This is a genomic window from Aquicoccus sp. SU-CL01552 (assembly GCF_040365005.1).
Classification (GTDB): Bacteria; Pseudomonadota; Alphaproteobacteria; order Rhodobacterales; family Rhodobacteraceae; genus Antarcticimicrobium.
In genome coordinates this window covers 100,888-117,918 of the sequence record NZ_BAABWV010000007.1, presented here as the reverse complement: position 1 = coordinate 117,918, position 17,031 = coordinate 100,888, and the positions used below count along the sequence as shown (strand labels likewise).

14 protein-coding genes and 1 riboswitch are annotated in these 17,031 nt (G+C 68.7%); of the genes, 3 read left to right on the top strand and 11 right to left on the bottom strand.

Annotation, left to right across the window (positions count from 1 at the left end; all coding sequences use genetic code 11):
* Nucleotides 1-52: 52 nt before the first annotated feature.
* Nucleotides 53-2,065 carry a hydantoinase/oxoprolinase N-terminal domain-containing protein gene (locus ABWV23_RS10100; RefSeq protein ID WP_353347331.1) on the top strand — a complete coding sequence of 671 codons (2,013 nt, stop codon included), beginning with the start codon at nucleotides 53-55 and terminating at the stop codon, nucleotides 2,063-2,065.
* A gap of 68 nt (nucleotides 2,066-2,133) precedes the next feature.
* On the opposite strand, the gene ABWV23_RS10095 is transcribed toward ABWV23_RS10100, so the two are convergent.
* From ABWV23_RS10095 to thiB, 10 genes are all read right to left on the bottom strand, one after another.
* Entirely contained in the window at nucleotides 2,134-2,931 is a 798-nt protein-coding gene (locus ABWV23_RS10095) for a cytochrome c1 (RefSeq protein WP_353347330.1), read from the bottom strand.
* An 18-nt stretch (nucleotides 2,932-2,949) separates the two neighbouring features.
* On the bottom strand, nucleotides 2,950-4,293 hold the full coding sequence (gene petB, locus ABWV23_RS10090; protein ID WP_353347329.1) for a cytochrome b: 1,344 nt from the start codon (nucleotides 4,291-4,293) through the stop codon (nucleotides 2,950-2,952).
* Nucleotides 4,294-4,305: 12 nt separating this feature from the next.
* Nucleotides 4,306-4,869 (bottom strand): ubiquinol-cytochrome c reductase iron-sulfur subunit, encoded by a 564-nt coding sequence (gene petA, locus ABWV23_RS10085; protein WP_353347328.1) that lies wholly within the window; start codon nucleotides 4,867-4,869, stop codon nucleotides 4,306-4,308.
* A 220-nt stretch (nucleotides 4,870-5,089) separates the two neighbouring features.
* Complete coding sequence (locus ABWV23_RS10080) at nucleotides 5,090-5,824, bottom strand: hypothetical protein (RefSeq protein WP_353347327.1); 735 nt, start codon at nucleotides 5,822-5,824, stop codon at nucleotides 5,090-5,092.
* Between the two features lie 2 nt (nucleotides 5,825-5,826).
* On the bottom strand, nucleotides 5,827-8,283 hold the full coding sequence (locus ABWV23_RS10075) for a Lon protease family protein (RefSeq protein ID WP_353347326.1): 2,457 nt from the start codon (nucleotides 8,281-8,283) through the stop codon (nucleotides 5,827-5,829).
* An 89-nt stretch (nucleotides 8,284-8,372) separates the two neighbouring features.
* On the bottom strand, nucleotides 8,373-8,978 hold the full coding sequence (locus ABWV23_RS10070; protein WP_353347325.1) for a glutathione S-transferase: 606 nt from the start codon (nucleotides 8,976-8,978) through the stop codon (nucleotides 8,373-8,375).
* Between the two features lie 58 nt (nucleotides 8,979-9,036).
* Entirely contained in the window at nucleotides 9,037-9,666 is a 630-nt protein-coding gene (locus ABWV23_RS10065; protein ID WP_353347324.1) for an FMN-binding negative transcriptional regulator, read from the bottom strand.
* A 188-nt stretch (nucleotides 9,667-9,854) separates the two neighbouring features.
* Nucleotides 9,855-10,547, bottom strand: a complete 693-nt coding sequence (locus tag ABWV23_RS10060) for a thiamine ABC transporter ATP-binding protein (RefSeq protein ID WP_353347323.1) — start codon at nucleotides 10,545-10,547, stop codon at nucleotides 9,855-9,857.
* Nucleotides 10,534-12,093 (bottom strand): ABC transporter permease family protein, encoded by a 1,560-nt coding sequence (locus tag ABWV23_RS10055; protein ID WP_353347322.1) that lies wholly within the window; start codon nucleotides 12,091-12,093, stop codon nucleotides 10,534-10,536. The genes ABWV23_RS10060 and ABWV23_RS10055 overlap by 14 nt, the downstream gene beginning before the upstream one ends.
* Complete coding sequence (thiB, locus tag ABWV23_RS10050) at nucleotides 12,069-13,046, bottom strand: thiamine ABC transporter substrate binding subunit (protein WP_353347321.1); 978 nt, start codon at nucleotides 13,044-13,046, stop codon at nucleotides 12,069-12,071. The genes ABWV23_RS10055 and thiB overlap by 25 nt, the downstream gene beginning before the upstream one ends.
* Nucleotides 13,047-13,081: 35 nt before the next feature.
* Nucleotides 13,082-13,192, bottom strand: a riboswitch (TPP riboswitch).
* A 93-nt stretch (nucleotides 13,193-13,285) separates the two neighbouring features.
* Here thiB and aroC point away from each other — a divergent pair.
* A complete protein-coding gene (aroC, locus tag ABWV23_RS10045) occupies nucleotides 13,286-14,401 on the top strand; it encodes a chorismate synthase (protein WP_353347320.1) in 1,116 nt (371 codons plus the stop codon).
* Between the two features lie 9 nt (nucleotides 14,402-14,410).
* Complete coding sequence (locus ABWV23_RS10040) at nucleotides 14,411-15,355, top strand: AEC family transporter (RefSeq protein WP_353347319.1); 945 nt, start codon at nucleotides 14,411-14,413, stop codon at nucleotides 15,353-15,355.
* A gap of 94 nt (nucleotides 15,356-15,449) precedes the next feature.
* Here ABWV23_RS10040 and ABWV23_RS10035 read toward each other — a convergent pair whose 3' ends face one another.
* Entirely contained in the window at nucleotides 15,450-16,952 is a 1,503-nt protein-coding gene (locus ABWV23_RS10035) for a malonate--CoA ligase (RefSeq protein WP_353347318.1), read from the bottom strand.
* Between the last annotated feature and the right edge of the window lie 79 nt (nucleotides 16,953-17,031).

The window sequence follows — 17,031 nt, the reverse complement described above, 5'->3', positions numbered from 1 at the left end:
GCGGAACACCGGCTTAATGGTCGGACTCAGACACTGACAGGGGCATTCGGGCATGGCGCTGGCACTGGGCGTGGATACGGGCGGAACCTATACCGATGCGGTTCTTATCCGCGACGAGACCGAGGTGGTGGCCAGCGCCAAGGCGTTGACCACGCGGCAGGATCTGGCGGTGGGCGTCGGCGCGGCGGTGCGCGCGGTGCTGGCACAGGCCGGGGTGGACGCGGGCGCGGTGGGGCTGGCGGCGCTGTCGACCACGCTGGCCACCAATGCGCTGGTCGAGGGACAGGGCGGGCGCGTGGCGCTGGTCCTTGTGGGTTTCCGCCCCGCCACGCTGGAGCGGCCGGATCTGCGCGAGGCGCTGGCGGGCGACCCCGCGGTGATCGTCGCCGGTGGCCACAGCCACGCCGGCACCGAGGCCGAGGTGCTGGACGTGGCGGCGCTGAATGCCATTTTAGAGACTGAAACCGGGGTCTCTGGCTATGCGGTGGCGGCGCAGTTCGCCACCCGCAACCCGGCCCATGAACAGGAAGTGGCGCGGCTGATCGAGGCCCGCACGGGACGCCCGGTGAGCTGTTCACACCAGTTGTCGGCACGGCTGAACGGGCCGAAACGGGCGGTGACGGCGGTGTTGAACGCGCGGTTGATCGGCATGATCGACCGGCTGATCGGGCGCGCCGGCGATGTGCTGGCCGAGATCGGGGTGACCGCGCCGCTGATGGTGGTGCGGGGCGACGGCGCGTTGATGAGCGCGGATCAGGCCCGCGCGCGACCGATCGAGACGATCCTGAGCGGGCCGGCGGCCTCGATCGTCGGGGCACGCTGGCTGACCGGGGCCAAGGAGGCGCTGGTCTCGGACATCGGCGGAACCACCACGGATGTGGCCCTGATCAAGGGCGGACGGCCCGCGATCGACCCGGACGGCGCGCAGGTCGGCGGGCATCGCACCATGGTCGAGGCGGTGGCGATGCGCACCAGCGGGCTGGGTGGCGACAGCGAGGTGCGGCCGCGCACCGAGGGGCTGGACGGCGGTGTCACGCTGGGGCCGCGCCGGGTGCTGCCGATCGCGCTGATCTCGACCGAGGGCGGCGCGGCGGTTCGCGCGGCCTTGGAGGCACAGTTGCGCAACCCGGTGCCGAACGAGCATGACGCGCGCTTTGCCCGTGCGGTGCCGGGGCTGGTGCCGGATCGGCTGGACCCGCGCGAGGCGACGCTGCTGGAGCGCCTGGGCGAAGATGTGCAACCACTGGCACGGGTGTTGCGGGTGCGGACAGACCGGGGCGCGCTGGACCGGCTGGTGAGCCGGGGGCTGGTGCAGATCGCCGGGGTGACCCCGACGGATGCCAGCCACGGTCTGGGGAGGCTCGACACCTGGGACGCAGAGGCGGCGCGGATGGCGCTGGAGCTGATGGCGCGCAAGCGCACCGGAAGCGGCGGGCCGCTTGCCTCCGGGGCGGACCACCTTGCCCGGATGATCATAGATCAACTGACCGAACAGACCGTATTGGCCCTGTTAGAGACTGCCTTTGCCGAAGAGGCCGATGATTTTGGCCTGCCCCCGGCCGAACTGGCGCGACACGTGCTGCTACGCCGGGGATTGGACGGGCATCGCGGCTTGCTGGCGCTGGACGCGGCGCTGAACGTGGACGTGGTGGGGCTGGGCGCCTCGGCCGGCAGCTATTACCCGGCGGTGGGAGAGCGGCTGCGCTGCCAAATGATCCTGCCAGCGCACGCCGGGGTCGCCAATGCCATCGGCGCGGTGGTCGGCCGGGTGACCGTGCGGCGCAGCGGGACGGTCACCTCGCCCTCGGAGGGGAGGTTCCGCGCCCACCTGGCGCAGGGCCCCGAGGATTTCCCGGACCCGGAGGCGGCGATGGCCCGGCTGGAGGCGGCCCTGCGGCAGGAGGTCGAGGCCGCCGCCCGCGCCGCCGGGGCCGAGGGCATCCACGTCAGCGCCAGTCGCGACATCCGCACCGCGAGTGTCGAGGCGCGCTCGGTCTTCGTCGAGGCCACGCTGACGGTGGAGGCCAGCGGGCGGCCACGGGTGGCGGTGGAGCAACCTGCCTGACGCCGTCTAACAACGAAAAACCCCCGCCGGTCGGGCGGGGGTTTAATGTCTCGGCGTCCTGGTCCGAATCAGACCTGGAAGCGCTTGCCCTTGATCGGGGCCCAGATCTTCTTGTTGGTCAGGTAGAGCAGCGCCGCGAGGATGACCAGGAACAGCACGCCGACAAGGCCGGCCTGCTTGCGCGCCATCATCTTGGGCTCGGCGGCCCACATCAGGAAGGCGGCGACGTCCTGTGCCATGTGGTGCACGCTGTTGTCGTGACCGTCGGCAAACTCCACCAGCTCGTCGGACAGCGGCGGCGCCATCGCGATCCAGCCCCCCGGGAAGGCGTGGTTCTCATAGAACAGCGTGCCGGCCTCTTCCTTTTCCTCGCCGGTGTAACCGGTGAGGATCGAGGCGATGTATTCCGGTCCGCCGATCCCCTTGAAGAACTGGTTGATCCCGGTGCCATAGGGGCCGTGGAACCCGGCGCGGGCCTTGGCCATCAGGCTGAGGTCCGGGGCGCCGGCCGAGGTGTTGGCCGGGAAGTGATCGACAGGCTTGGCCGGGCGGAAATCGTCCAGCTCGGCGTCGAACACCTCGAAGTTCTGCTCGGCATAGGCGCGGACCTGGTCCTCGGGCAGGTGCGGCCCGCCCTCGTCGGCCAGGGTGCGGATCGGCACGAACTTCATCCCGTGGCAGGCGCTGCAGACCTCGGTATAGATCTGCAAGCCGCGCTGGAGCTGGTTCTGGTCATAGGTGCCGAAGGGTCCCTCGAAGGAGAACGAGAAATCCTCCACGTGACCGCCGGCGCCCGCCGCGTAGGTGGCTGCCGGGGCGGTCAGCCCCAGGGCAACAGCGGCACCGATTGCAAGTTTCTTGAACATCTTATGCGGTCCCTTCTCTTACTCGGCCGGGGTGGCTTCGGGCGCGGAGGCGTCCGGTTTCTTGCCGTAATGGGCCTCGAAATCCTCTTCGATCGTCGCGGGCATCTCGGTCGGTTTCTCGATCACGCCGAGGATCGGCAGGATGATCAGGAAGTAGCCGAACCAATAGGCCGAGGCGATCAGCGAGAACGAGGCGTAGGGCTCTTCCGCGGGCATGGCGCCCAGCCACATCAGGGCGAAGAAGTCGATGATCAGCAGGTAGAACCACCATTTGAACATCGGGCGGTACTTGCCCGAGCGCACCGAGGAGGTATCCAGCCAGGGCACCAGCGCCATCGCCAGGATCGCGCCGAACATCGCCAGCACGCCGAAGAACTTGGCGTCGACGATGCCGCCGGTGATGAAGGAAGCGATCTGCACCACCCAGACCTCGGAGGTGAAGGCGCGCAGGATGGCGTAGAACGGCAGGAAGTACCATTCGGGCACGATATGCGCGGGCGTCGAGAGCGGGTTCGCCTCGATGTAGTTGTCGGGGTGGCCGAGGTAGTTCGGCATGAAGCCGACGATCGCCCAGAACACCACCAGAACCACGACCAGCGCGAACAGGTCCTTGATCACGAAGTAGGGCCAGAACGGCAGCGTGTCCTTCTTGGCCTCTTCCTTGGAGCCACGGCGCACCTCGACCCCGGTGGGGTTGTTGTTGCCGGTGGTGTGGAAGGCCCAGATGTGCACGACCACAAGCGCCGCGATCACGAAGGGCAGCAGGTAGTGCAGCGAGAAGAAACGGTTCAGCGTGGCGTTGTCCACCGCCGGTCCGCCGAGCAGCCAAGTCTGGATCGATTCGCCGACGAAGGGGATCGCGCCGAACAGGCCGGTGATCACCGTGGCGCCCCAGAACGACATCTGACCCCAGGGCAGGACATAGCCCATGAAGCCGGTCGCCATCATGGCGAGGAAGATCAGCATGCCGATGATCCAGGTGATCTCGCGCGGCGATTTGTACGAGCCGTAGAACAGCCCGCGGAACAGGTGGATGTAGACGGCGACAAAGAACAGCGAGGCACCGTTGGCGTGCATGTAGCGCAGCATGTAGCCGCCGTTCACGTCCCGCATGATGTGTTCGACCGAGGCAAAGGCCAGGTCGACATGCGGGGTATAGTGCATCACCAGGACGATGCCGGTGACGATCTGCAGCGCCAGGCAGAAGGCCAGGACGATGCCCCAGATCCACCACCAGTTCAGGTTCTTCGGCGTCGGGATCATCAGGGTGTCATAAAGCAGCCCGACGATCGGCAGGCGCTTGTTCAGCCACTTTTCGCCGCCGGTCTTGGGTTCGTAATGGTCGTGCGGAATTCCGGACATATTTGCGTTCCCTTACCCCAGTTTGATGGTGGTTTCGTCGACGAATTCCGCCAACGGGATCGGCAGGTTCCGCGGCGCGGGCCCTTTGCGGATGCGTCCGGCGGTATCGTAGTGCGAGCCGTGGCAGGGGCAGAACCAGCCGTTGAAATCGCCCGAGTTGTTGCCCAGCGGAACGCAGCCCAGGTGGGTGCAGACCCCCATCATGACCAGCCATTCGCCGGCCTCGTCCATGGTGCGGTTCTCGTCGATGGCGGTGGCATCGGCATTGAGGTTGCTGTTCTCGGCGCCAGCATCCACGAGGTCGGCCAGTTCGACGGCGCGGGCCTGTTCGATCTCTTCCTCGGTGCGGCGACGGATGAACACCGGCTTGCCAAGGAACTTGACGGTGATCTGGGTGCCGGTTTCGACCCCGCTGACGTCGACGCGGATCGACGACATCGCCTGCACGTCGGCCGAGGGGTTCATTTGGTTGACCAGCGGCCAGATGGCGGCCCCGGCGGTCACGGCACCTGCGCCGGCAGTGGCGTAGTAGAGGAAATCCCTCCGGGTGCCTTCGTGGTCTTCTGCGTGGGACACGAGGTTTTCTCCGATTCCTGCGCCCGCAAGGGGCAAATAAGCACGGGCACCGCTGCATGCGCGCGGTGTCTCACGGCGGGTATCTATCGTTGTGAACCGGCTTCGTCCAGCGGCTTTGACGGTTCAAGGAGTCGCAGACGTGGCCGTTTGACGCAGTTTGGTCACACCTGCGCGACCGCGTTTCGCCCGAGCCGGCGGTCGCCGCGAGCGCAGGCGCGGGTCAGCCGGGGGCCGGGTCCGGCGGTTGCGGGATCTGGGTGCTGTGTTCGACAAGGCCGGGAAGGCGCCCCGCCCCGAGCACGAGGACCGGACAGCGCGCCACGTCGAGCAGCGCCCGGATCTGCCCGGAGGTGCGGAACGGCCCGGTGGCGGCATCGACCACCACCGCCGCCGCATGCAGCCGGCCCACCCGCGACAGGATATCCACCTCGGGCGTGGTATCGGGGATCAGCTCGACGCCGGTGCGCAGCGATTGTGCCAGCACCCCGGTCAGCTCGGCGACACCGTCCGGACCGCCATCCTCATGGGCGATGCCCACCACCTTACCGGCGTGGCGCCCGGCGGGCAGGTGCCCGATCAGCAGCCAGTCCCAGCTTTGCGCCGCACCGCAGAGGTCCGCCACCGGATCGCCCGGCAGCCGCTCGAAACTCCAGCGAAGGCTTTGGCGCGCGGCAAGCTGCATCAGCTGTTCGCGAAAGGCGCGCGCGTCGCTTTGCCACATCCGCCGTAGCCCGTGCCGCGACGGCACCCCGCGAAGGGCACCGCGTGGGCTGACCAGCGCGCAAAGTCCCGGCGCGGCGGCCTCCATCATGCCGCGATCCTCGAGGAACACGCCGCCGATGTCGCTGATGCCGAATCCGGCCAGACGCTCGAGAATGGCCAGAGCCGCGCGGGCGTCGGCATAGCTGCCGGCGCCGACAAGGATACGTCTGTGTCCGGTCCCCCGTGCCGCCATGCTCAGCCCCCCTGTCCCGAAGGCTTGGCGTCGCGGGCGAATTTCAACCGCTGTTCAGCAAAGCCGCGCAGCCGGGCCTCGGCCAGCCCGTTGACCGAGTCGGGCGGATAGCTGCCATCCGCGCCGCGCACCCCGGGATCACGCCCGGTCAGCACCGCCAGCCCCTCGTCGATACTGTGGATCGCGATCACCCGGAACTTGCCGTCGCGCACCGCATCGACCACGTCCTGGCGCAGCATGAGGTGATCCACGTTGGCGGCCGGGATGATCACCCCCTGCGTCCCGGTCAGCCCCCGGTCGGCGCAGGTCTCGAAAAATCCCTCGATCTTCTCGTTGACGCCACCGATGGCCTGAACCTCGCCGTTCTGGTTGACCGAACCGGTGACGCCGAACCGCTGGGCAAGCGGCAGCCCGGACAGCGAGGAGATCAGCGCGAAAAGCTCCGCCGCCGAGGCGCTGTCGCCATCGACGCCGCCATAGCTCTGTTCGAACACGAGGCTGGCCTGCAGCGAGAACGGCACGTCGAGCGCATAGGTCGAGCTGAGATAGCCCGACAGGATCAGCACCCCCTTGGAATGCAGCGGGCCGCCCAGTTCCACCTCGCGCTCGATGTCGATCAGCTTGCCGCTGCCCATGCGGGTGCGGGCGGTGATCCGTGCCGGCCGCCCGAAACGATAACCGCCCAGCCCAATCACCGAGAGCCCGTTGACCTGGCCCACCTGCGCCCCCTCGGTGTCGATCAGGATGGTCTTTCGCGTCACCATCTCGCGCATGCGGTCCTTGATCCGCGATGCGCGGCGGTCGGCCTGCTGCACGGCCTTTTCCACATCCTCGGCCTCGATGGTCTCGCGCCGGTTCCGGTCGGCATAGTGATCGGCCTCGCGCAGGATATCGCCCAGCGCGCCGAGGTGCAGCGACAGCTTGCCGGCATCCTCGGCCAGGCGCACCGCCTCGTCCATGAGCCGCGCCACGCCGCCGGCCGAGACCGGGCGCAGCCCGTCACTGGCCGCGCGCGCCCCGAGGACGCGGGCGAACAACGCCTGGCTTTCGGGGCTGCGGTCGATGCTCTCCTCGAAATCGGCCTGCAGCTTGAACAGTTCGGCGAAATCCGGGTCGAGCGTGATCAGCGCCGCGTAGAGCATCCGGTCGCCGATCAGCACCACCCGCAGGTTCATCGGGATCGGATCCGGCTCCAGCGAGGTGGTGGACACCAGGCTGAGCCGCTCTCCCATCGAGGTGATGGTGATCGATTCGCTTTGCAGGCATTGCTTGAGCGCGGGCCAGGCCATCGGTTCGGTCAGCAGCCGGCGCGCGTCCAGCACCAGGTAGCCGCCGTTGGCGCGATGCAGCGCACCGGGCTTGATCATCATGAAGCTGGTGATCAGCGCGCCCATCTGCTGTGCATGTTCGATCCGCCCGGTCAGCCGGTCGAGGGTCGGCAGATCCTCGGTCTCCAGCGGGGCGCCGCGTGCCTCGCCCTCCGCGCGGGTGACCATGACGTTGACCATGTACCGCTGGAACACCGGGTTGCTGTGCGCCTTGTGCACCGATTCGGGAAACGGCCCGTCGGCCTGTTCGGGTTGCTGCATCACCGCAAGGAACATCTCGGCGTTGCCGGTCATGTCCTGCTCGACCGTGGCCAGGTACTCCTGCACCGGGTCCAGCCCGGCAAAGGCGTCGCGTGCCTCGCGCAGGCGCGACGAGACCACCTCGCCCAGCATCTCGGCGTTCAGCGCCTCGATCCGGCGGCGGCGTTCGCGGTCGAGCTTTGGGGCGTTGCGCAGGATCTCGGACAGCTCGGTCTGCAGCCGGCCGATCTTTTCCTCGATCTCCTTCTGCTCGGCCTCCGGCAGGGTCTCGAAATGGTCCGACTTGACCACCTCGCCATCCTTGATCGCGGTCAGCATGATGCCCATCGGCGTACGCATCAGCGCGATGTTCTCGGCCTTGGCCTTGTCGGCAAACTCCGACATGGCGTGCTCCTGCTGCTCACCAAACTCCTCGTTGATGGCCCGGCTGGCCGCCTGGTAATCGTCGGATTCGAACAGCGCCGCGATGTCGATCGCCAGGTCGTCGACCACGTCCTCCATCTCGTCCTTGAGCCTGCGCGCCACTCCCGGCGGCAGCCGCAACGCGCGCGGCCGATGCGGCGCGTCGAAGTTGTTGACATAGGCCCAGTCGTCGGGCTCGGGCAGGGTGGCGGCATGTTTTGCCAGGTAGGTATCGACCGAGGCGCGCCGCCCGGTGCCCGGCGGCCCCTGCACGAAGAGGTTGAAATCCGCCGCGCGCATCCCGGCGGCCAGCCCGATCGCCTCGATCGCGCGGTCCTGCCCGATCAACCCCTCAAGCGGCTCCAGCTCTGCCGTGGTGGCAAATCCGAGGTCGGCCGGATCACAGCTCCGGCGAAGCGTTTCCACGGCGACCGGTTCGATGGCGTCGGTGTGCGCGGTATCGGTCATTGGCATCCCTTCCTTACCTTTCGCGATCCTGACCCGGCGCAAACGGCCGGACCATGATCTGCGTCAAGCGCGGCGCGGACCCCGCCGCCTCAGCTGTCCGGGCGCGTCGCCACCATCGTCGGGCGTTGTTCGAACCCGGCGAACCAGTCGGCCAGGTCCGGCGCCGCGCCGCGCCAGTCGCGGTCGCCGTGGCGGAAATCGAGATAGCCCAGCGCGCAGCCCACCGCGATCTGCGCCATGTCGAGCGGCCCGTCGAGCTGGTCGAGCCAGCGATCGTTCACCGCCTTGACCGCCGTCATCGCCTTGGTCCACTGCGCCTCGATCCAGGGGGGGTAATGCAGCGCCTCGGGGCGCACGCGGCCCTCGTAGACCATCAGCACGGCGGCCTCGAGAATGCCGTCGGCGGTGGCCTCCAGCGTCAGCACGTCCCAGAGCCGGTTCTCGGGATACAGCCCGGCCCGCGCGCGGGCGTCGAGAAAGCGGGTGATCACCCGGCTGTCATGCAGCGCGCGGCCATCCTCCAGCACCAGCGCCGGGATCTTGCCCAGCGGGTTGGCCGCCCAGACCGCCTCGGCCGTGTTCACCGGCGTGGTGGCCACCTCGACCTCTTCGACATCGTCGCTCTGGCCGGTTTCCCCGATCAGCACCCTGACCTTGCGGACAAAGGGCGAGGCGGGGGACATGATCAGTTTCATCGGGCGCTCCGTTCGCTGTGTTCGGAGGCAGCCTAAGACCGCGCGCGGCGCCTGTCCATCATTCGCCCGCCAGGTCGCGCATGAGTCGCGCCAGCGTCGACACCTCGGAACCGACACCGCCGCCGGCGACCCCCTCGGCCGCCCCGAGGCGGGCCGCCTCCGGCTTGTTCTGGGCCAGTTTCCAGGTACCGTCGATCGCCTCGATCCGCAGCCGCACCGGCACGATCATCCGCATCAGCCGCGCCAGCGCCTCCGCCTCCATCTTGTCGGCCCGCCAGTCCGGCTTGGGTGCCAGCCGCGCCTCGAATTCCGCCGAGAGCCGGTCGAGAAAGCCGCGCAACTCTGAATCGGCGCATGGCTCCAGCTGCCCGGTCAGATGCACCGCGACATAGTTCCAGGTCGGTACCTGGTCCGCCATCCCGTACCAGTCGGGCGAGACATAGCCATCCGGCCCGCTGACCGCGATCCGCGCCGGCACCGGCGCGGCGATCGCCCGCGCGATGGGGTTGGACCGAACCAGGTGCAGCTCGGCGGTGGCGGCGTCCTCCGACAGCACGAAGGGCACGTGGCTCAGCATGGGCGCACCGCCCTGCGGATCGCTCACCGCCAGCACGCCGAAGCCGCGGTCACGGGCGAAGCCGATGTTCCGGGCGGCATCGGCATTGCGATAGATCGGGTTGGGGTGCATCGGCCTCTCCTGCGTCGCGGTATGCTGGACCGGCGCCGCGCGGCTTGGCAAGGGCGCGCCCCGCTTCTTCTCTTTGCAAGTACTCCGGGGGTGAGGCCGCAGGCCGAGGGGGCAGCGCCCCCTACCCCCCCTGGGCTACGCCCGTTCGGCGCTGAAACCAGTCCACTGGACTGATTTCCGAGCGCGCCTCACCCAAGGTACGCCTTCAAGGCCGGCGGCGGGGTGTCGAGCAAATCGGCGGTCGGCTGCGGCGGATGCGCCACCCCCTCGGCCACCAGGATCGCCTGATCGGTGATGCGGCGGGCGTCTTCGGGATCGTGGCTGATCATCAGCAGCGTGGCGCCGGTTTCCGCCGCCAGGTCCGCGACCAGGTCCAGCATCTCGGTCTTGAGCGCCGGGCCCAGCGCGGCAAAGGGTTCGTCGAGCAGCAGCAAGGGCCGGTCCTGCAACAGCACCCGGGCCAGCGCGGCGCGGCTCTGCTGGCCGCCCGACAGCGCGCCGGGCTTGCGATCCTCCATCCCGGCCAATCCGACGCGGGCCAGCGCGGTGGTCACGCGCTCTTTCTGCTCCGCGCTCAGCCGCAGATCGGGGCGCAACCCAAGGCCCGCGTTCTGCGCCACGGTGAGATGCGGAAACAGGTTGCCGTCCTGGAACAACATGGCGACGGGCCGCGCGCCCGGTGCCGCGCCGGTGATGTCGCGCCCGTCCCAGAGAAGGCGGCCCCGTTCCACCCAGCGGAATCCGGCGATCGCCTCGATCAGCGTGGTCTTGCCGGCGCCCGACGGGCCGATGACGGCGACTTTCGCGCCCGGATCAACCTCGAAGTCCGCCGTCACGGTGAACGCCCCGTTGCGGATCACCGCCCCCTCAACCTTCAGCATGCCAGCGCCCCCCGCGGTCGAACATCCAGAACGCCAGCATCGACAGCGCCAGCAGCAACAGCGAGGCCCCCGCCGCCGCCTCCATCCGATAAGCACCCATCAGGCGATAGATCTGCAGCGGCAGCGTCGCCACCTCCGGATCGGCAAACAGCGCGATCACCCCGAGATCCCCCATCGAGAGCGCGGCGGCAAGCCCGGCGGCAAAGCCGATCTGCGGCCGCATCCGGGGCAGCAGCACCAGCCGCAGGAACGGCAGGCCACCCATGTCCAGGCTGACCCCCAGCCGCCCGAAATCGCCGATCACCGCGCGGGCGCGCGGCACCAGGATTCGCAACGCGAAAGGCAGCGCCGAGATCGCGTTGACCAGCGCCGTCACCGGCAGGGCCAGCGCGAAGGGATCGGCAAAGGGATGCACCACGATGAACAGCCCGGTCCCGATCACCAGCGGCGAGACCGCAAGCCCCAGAAGCCCGGCCAGCTCGATCCAGCCGCCGTGCCGGGCCATGGCGATGCTGGCCGCCATCGGCACCGCCAGCAACAGCAGGGTCGCGGTGCTGGCCGCCGCGATCGCGACAGAGGTCCCGGCGGCGCGAAAGACGCTGCCCGGCAGGGACGCGACCCCGGCCAGCCCGTTGACCGCGATCGCCGCCAGCGGCAGCAGCAGGAACAACGCCGCGAGCGTGATCGCCGCACCATCCTGCGCCCGCAACAGGCTGCTCTGCGCATCCCAGCGGCGCAGGGGCCGGTCCAGCCCGGCACCAAAGCCGCCGCCGGGCGCCGCGCGCAGGGCCAGGCCTGCCGCCAGCACGGTCAGCGCGATCTGGATGCACGCCAGCAGCGCCGCGCGGCCTAGGTCGAAATCGAACCGAAACGCCTGGTAGATCGCCAGTTCGACCGTGGTCGCGCGCGGGCCGCCCCCCAAGGTCAGCGCCACCGCAAAAGAGGTCAGGCAGATCGCAAAGACCACCGCCAGCGCGGCGAGCACGGTCCGCGCCAGCATCGGGCGCTCCAGGAGCCGCCAGATCGCCCCCGGCCCGGCGCCCAGATGGGCGGCCAGACGAAAGCGTTCGCTGGGAATCTCCTGCCAGCCCTGCAGGATCAGCCGGGTCGCAAGCGGCAGGTTGAAGAACACATGCGCCAGCACCACCCCGTGCATCCCGTAGATGCGCAGCGGCTCCAGCCCGAATAGGCCCAGCGCCTGGCTGACCCAGCCGGCGCGGCCGAACACCGTGAGCAGGCCCAGCACCGCCACGATCACCGGCAGGATGAAGGGCGCGCCCAGCAGCGTGATCAGCGCCCCGCGCCCGGCGAACCGCCGCCGCGCCAGCGCGCGCGCCACCGGCACCGCCAGCGCCACGCTGATCGCCGCCGAAAGTGCCGCCTGCAGCAGGGTGAACCGCACCGCCTGCCAATCGGCGGGGCCCAGGCCGGTCCCGGCCTCGGCCCGCAGGGCCACGGCGGCAAGCGCCCCCAGGATCAGCACGGCCACGCAAAGCGCCGCGCCGATCCCCGGCCCCGCGCTTAGCGGCTGAGCGCGGTCAGCCATTCGGCCAGCGCCGGATCGCGCAGCGCCGCCGCCTCGTCAGGCGCAAGAAGCAGCGCCTTGTCGGGTGCGATCAGGGTCTCGAACCCCTGCGGCAGCCCGGCCTCGGGCGTCACCGCCGGGTACATCCAGTTGGTGGTGGGCAGCACCGATTGCACCGCGTCCGAGACCATGAACTGCAGGAACTTGTCGGCCAGCTCGGGCTGATCGCTGGCGGCCAGCTTGCCGGCCACCTCGACCTGCATGTAATGGCCCTCGTCGAACCGGGCGGCGGTCTTGCTGCCGTCCTCCTCCGCGATCAGGTGATAGGCCGGCGAGGTGGTGTAAGAGAGCACCATGTCGGCCTCGCCCTCCAAAAACAGCCCATAGGCCTCGGACCAGCCCTTGGTCACGGTGACGATATTGTCCGCCAAGCCGTCCCAGATCGCCGGGGCGTCATCGCCATAAGCCGATTTGACCCACATCAGCAGGCCCAGCCCGGGGGTCGAGCTGCGCGGATCCTGGATCACGATCTTCAGGTCGCTGTCGGCCAGCGCGCGGAAATCGGCGGGCGCCTCCAGCCCCCTGTCGTGGACAAAAGCGAAATAGCCCCAGTCATAGGGCACGAAATCCGCATCGGCCCAGTCGACCGGCAGGTCATAGGTTGCCGTTACCGCATGGGGGGCGAACAACCCGGTGTCGCGCGCCGCCTGGATCAGGTTGGTGTCCAGCCCCAGCACGACATCGGCCTCGCTGCGCGCGCCTTCCAGCCGGATGCGGGCCAGCAGCGCCGCGCCATCCCCGGCACCGACGAATTTCAGATCACAGCCGCAGACCTCCTCGAAGGCCGCCTCGACCGCCGGGCCGGGCCCCCAGTCGGAGATGAAACTGTCATAGGTATAAACGGTCAGTTCGGGCGTGTCGGCAAGCGCCGCCGTCGCCGAAAGCAATCCCGCTGCAAACGTTAGATACTTCATGGCATCCTCCTTTTGCGGCGACAGGGCAAGGGGGATGGAAAACCATGTGCCTTCCCTACGCCGGTATGAGCCGGTTCAGGTTCAACGGGTTCGCCTGCGCATCTCAGCCCTGGACAGCAACGGTCCGGGCACCCCGAGGTAGCCCGCAACCTAGTGCGCGCGCCCGACCCCCGCAAGGCAAAACCCCTTGAGCGCCCCGCCCCGCCCGGCTAGACCGCCGGGCAAAGGAGTGCCGCCCCATGTCCATCAACAGTTTCGGTCATCTCTTCCGCGTCACCACCTGGGGCGAAAGCCACGGACCCGCGCTGGGCGCCACGGTGGACGGCTGCCCGCCCGGCGTGCCGGTGGACGAGGGCATGATCCAGCAATGGCTCGACCGGCGCAAACCGGGCACCAGCCGCTACACCACCCAGCGGCGCGAACCGGACGCGGTGAAAATCCTGTCGGGGGTGTTCGAGGGCCAGACCACCGGCACCCCGGTGCAACTGATGATCGAGAACACCGACCAGCGCTCCAAGGATTACTCCGAGATCATGGAGAAGTTCCGCCCCGGTCACGCCGACATCACCTATTGGCAGAAATACGGCATCCGCGATTACCGCGGTGGCGGCCGCTCCTCGGCGCGGGAAACGGCGGCGCGGGTCGCCGCCGGCGGGCTGGCGCGGGCGGCGCTGGCAAAACTGGCGCCCGATTTGCAGATCACCGGCTACATGACCCGGATCGGCCCGCAGGAGATCGACCGCGAACGCTTCGATTGGGACCAGATCGGCGAAAACCCGTTCTGGTGCCCCGACGCGCAGGCCGCCGGGGACTGGGCCGATTACATGGACGCGCTGCGCAAGTCCGGCAACTCGGTCGGCGCCGTGGTCGAAGTGGTGGCGCGCGGCGTGCCGGCGGGCCTCGGCGCGCCGGTCTATGGCAAGCTCGACACCGACCTGGCCGCCGCGATGATGTCGATCAACGCGGTCAAGGGCGTCGAGATCGGCGAGGGCATGGGTGCGGCCACGCTCACCGGCGAGGACAACGCCGACGAGATCTTCATGGGCAACGACGGCAAGCCGGTGTTTTCGTCGAACCATGCCGGCGGCATCCTCGGAGGCATCTCCACCGGGCAGGACGTGGTGGTGCGTTTCGCGGTCAAGCCGACCTCGTCGATCCTCAAGACCCGCCAGACCATCACCAAGTCCGGCGAGGCGGCCGAGATCATCACCAAGGGCCGCCACGACCCCTGCGTCGGCATCCGCGCCGTCCCGGTGGGCGAAGCGATGATGGCCTGCGTGATCCTCGATCATATCCTGCTGAACCGCGGCCAGGTCGGCGGCGCGGTGGGCGAAACGCGCGGCCGCATCGGCTGAGCCCGCCGCATGAACGACATCCTCGGCATCACCTTTCCGATCTACGCCGCCGTCGCCATCGGCTACGCGGTGGTGCGACTGGGCTGGTTCAAGCCGCAGGACATGGCGGTGCTGGGGAAATACGTGCTGAACGTGGCGCTTCCGGCGCTGCTGTTCAACGCGGTGGCCGGGCGCGACCTGGGCGAAGTGCTGCACCCGGGCTACCTGCTGGTGATGGCCACCGGCGGGCTGGCGACCATCGCCGCCGCCTGGCTGTGGTTCAGCGTCACAGCCCCGGACAAGCCGCGCCGCGCGCTGGCGGTGATGGGGGCGTCCTGCCCCAATTCCGGCTTTGTCGGCTACCCGGTGCTGCTGCTGGTGCTGCCGGACCTGGCCGGGGTGATCCTGGCGCTGAATTTCCTGGTCGAGAACATCCTGATCATCCCGCTCGGCCTGGTGCTGATGGACCTCGCCGCAGGGCGCGGCGGCGGATCGCCGCTGCGGCTGGTCGGCAGGGCGCTGCTGGACCTGCTCAAGCGCCCGATGGTGATCGGGCTGTTGCTGGGGTTGGCTGCCTCCGCCTCCGGGCTGACGCTCCCCGCGCCAATGGACCGCCTGATGGGAATGCTGGCCGCCTCGGCCGCCGCGCTGTCGCTCATCGTGATCGGCGGCTCGCTGGTGGGGCTGCCGATGAAGGGCAACAAGTTGCTGGCCGGCCAGATCGCCGCCGCCAAGCTGCTGCTGCACCCGGCGATGATCGCGCTGGCCGCGCTGGCGCTGCCGCTGCTCGGGCTCGCCGCACTGAGCGATGAGATGCGGATCGCCGCCATCCTCTCGGCGGCGATGCCGATGTTCGGCATCTATACCGTGCTGGCGCAGGAACGCGGCCTCGGCGGGGCGGCCTCGATCGCCATGCTGGTGGCGACCTCGGGCGCCTTCGTCACGCTCAGCGCGCTGCTGTTCTGGCTGATCTGAGCCGGCCGGATCCCGACAGGGAAGGCGGCGGGCGCCTCCCCTGCTTCTTCTCTTTCCAAATACTCAATTCCCCGGCCGGACACCGGGCAAACCGTCAGGAAAAAAGCCCGGCATAGGCATCGCGCAGCGCCTTTTTCTGCACCTTGCCCATGGTGTTGCGCGGCAGCGCCTCGATCATGAAGATCCGTTTCGGCTGCTTGAACCGGGCCAGTTTTCCCTCCAGCGCGGCGGTGATGGCCTCGGGCGTCGTGCCCTCACCCTCTGGAACCACGACGGCGACCACACCCTCGCCGAAATCGGGATGCGGCACGCCGATCACTGCGCTTTCCAGCACGCCGGGCAGATCGTCGATCAGGCTCTCGACCTCTTTCGGATAGACGTTGAAGCCGCCGGTGATGACCAGGTCCTTTTCACGACCGACGATGGTGACATAGCCGTCGGCGTCGATCATCGCCATGTCGCCGGTGATGAACCAGCCGTCCGGGCGCAGCTCTTCCGCCGTCTTCTCGGGCATCTGCCAATAGCCCTGGAACACGTTCGTCCCGCGTACCTCCAACACGCCGATCTCGCCCGCGGGCACCTCCTTCCCTTCGTGCATCACCCGCGCCTCGACCCCCGGCAGGGGAAAGCCGACGGTGCCGGCGCGGCGCTCGCCGTCATAGGGGTTCGAGGTGCTCATGTTGGTTTCGGTCATGCCATAGCGTTCAAGGATGCGGTGGCCGGTGCGCGCCTCCCACTGCTCATGGGTTTCGACCAGCAGCGGCGCCGAGCCGGAGATGAACAGGCGCATGTTGGCCGCGCGGTCCTTGGTGAGGCGCGGATCGGCCAGCAGACGGGTGTAGAACGTCGGCACCCCCATCAGCGCAGTGGCCTGCGGCATCGCCTTTAGGATCGCGTCGGCATCGAACCCCTTGAGGAAGACCACCCGCGCGCCAGCCAGCAGTGCGACGTTGGTGGCGACGAACAACCCGTGGGTGTGAAAGATCGGCAGCGCGTGGATCAGCACGTCGCTGTCGGTAAAGCGCCAGTAATCGCGCAGGGTCTCCGAGTTGCTGGCCAGGTTGGCGTGGCTCAGCATCGCGCCCTTGGAGCGCCCGGTGGTGCCCGATGTGTACAAAATGGCGGCCAGATCGTCCGGTCCGCGCGGCACCGGCGTGAAGCCGCCGCGCCCGACCACCGCGTCGGTCAGCGTGCCCAGCCCCTTGGCGTCGAGCGTGACGACGCGGGCCGCACCGGCGACCTCGGCGATCTCGTCTTCGCGGGCGGGATCGCAGACCACCACGCGCGGGGTGGCGTCGCCGAGGAAATAGGCCACCTCGGGCGTGGTATAGGCGGTGTTGAGCGGCAGGAACACGCCCCCGGCCATCACCGTACCGAGATAAAGCTGGATCGCCTCGATGCTCTTGTCGACCTGCACCGCCACCCGGTCGCCGGGTTGCACGCCCATGCCCGCCAGTGCGGCGGCATTCCGCTCGGCGCCCGCGAAAAGTTCGCCGAATGTCATGCTGGCGCGGGCCGGGAAGGTGGCGAAGTTGCGCGTCTCATGCCCCAGCGAGGCGGCACGCAGGCGGGTGATCAGGTGGTTGTCGTCATACATGGGCGTGGCTCCGGCTTGGTTCTGCCTATCTGCGCCCCGGGGGCGGGTGAAATCAACCCGTTGATCTTTTCCGCCGCTC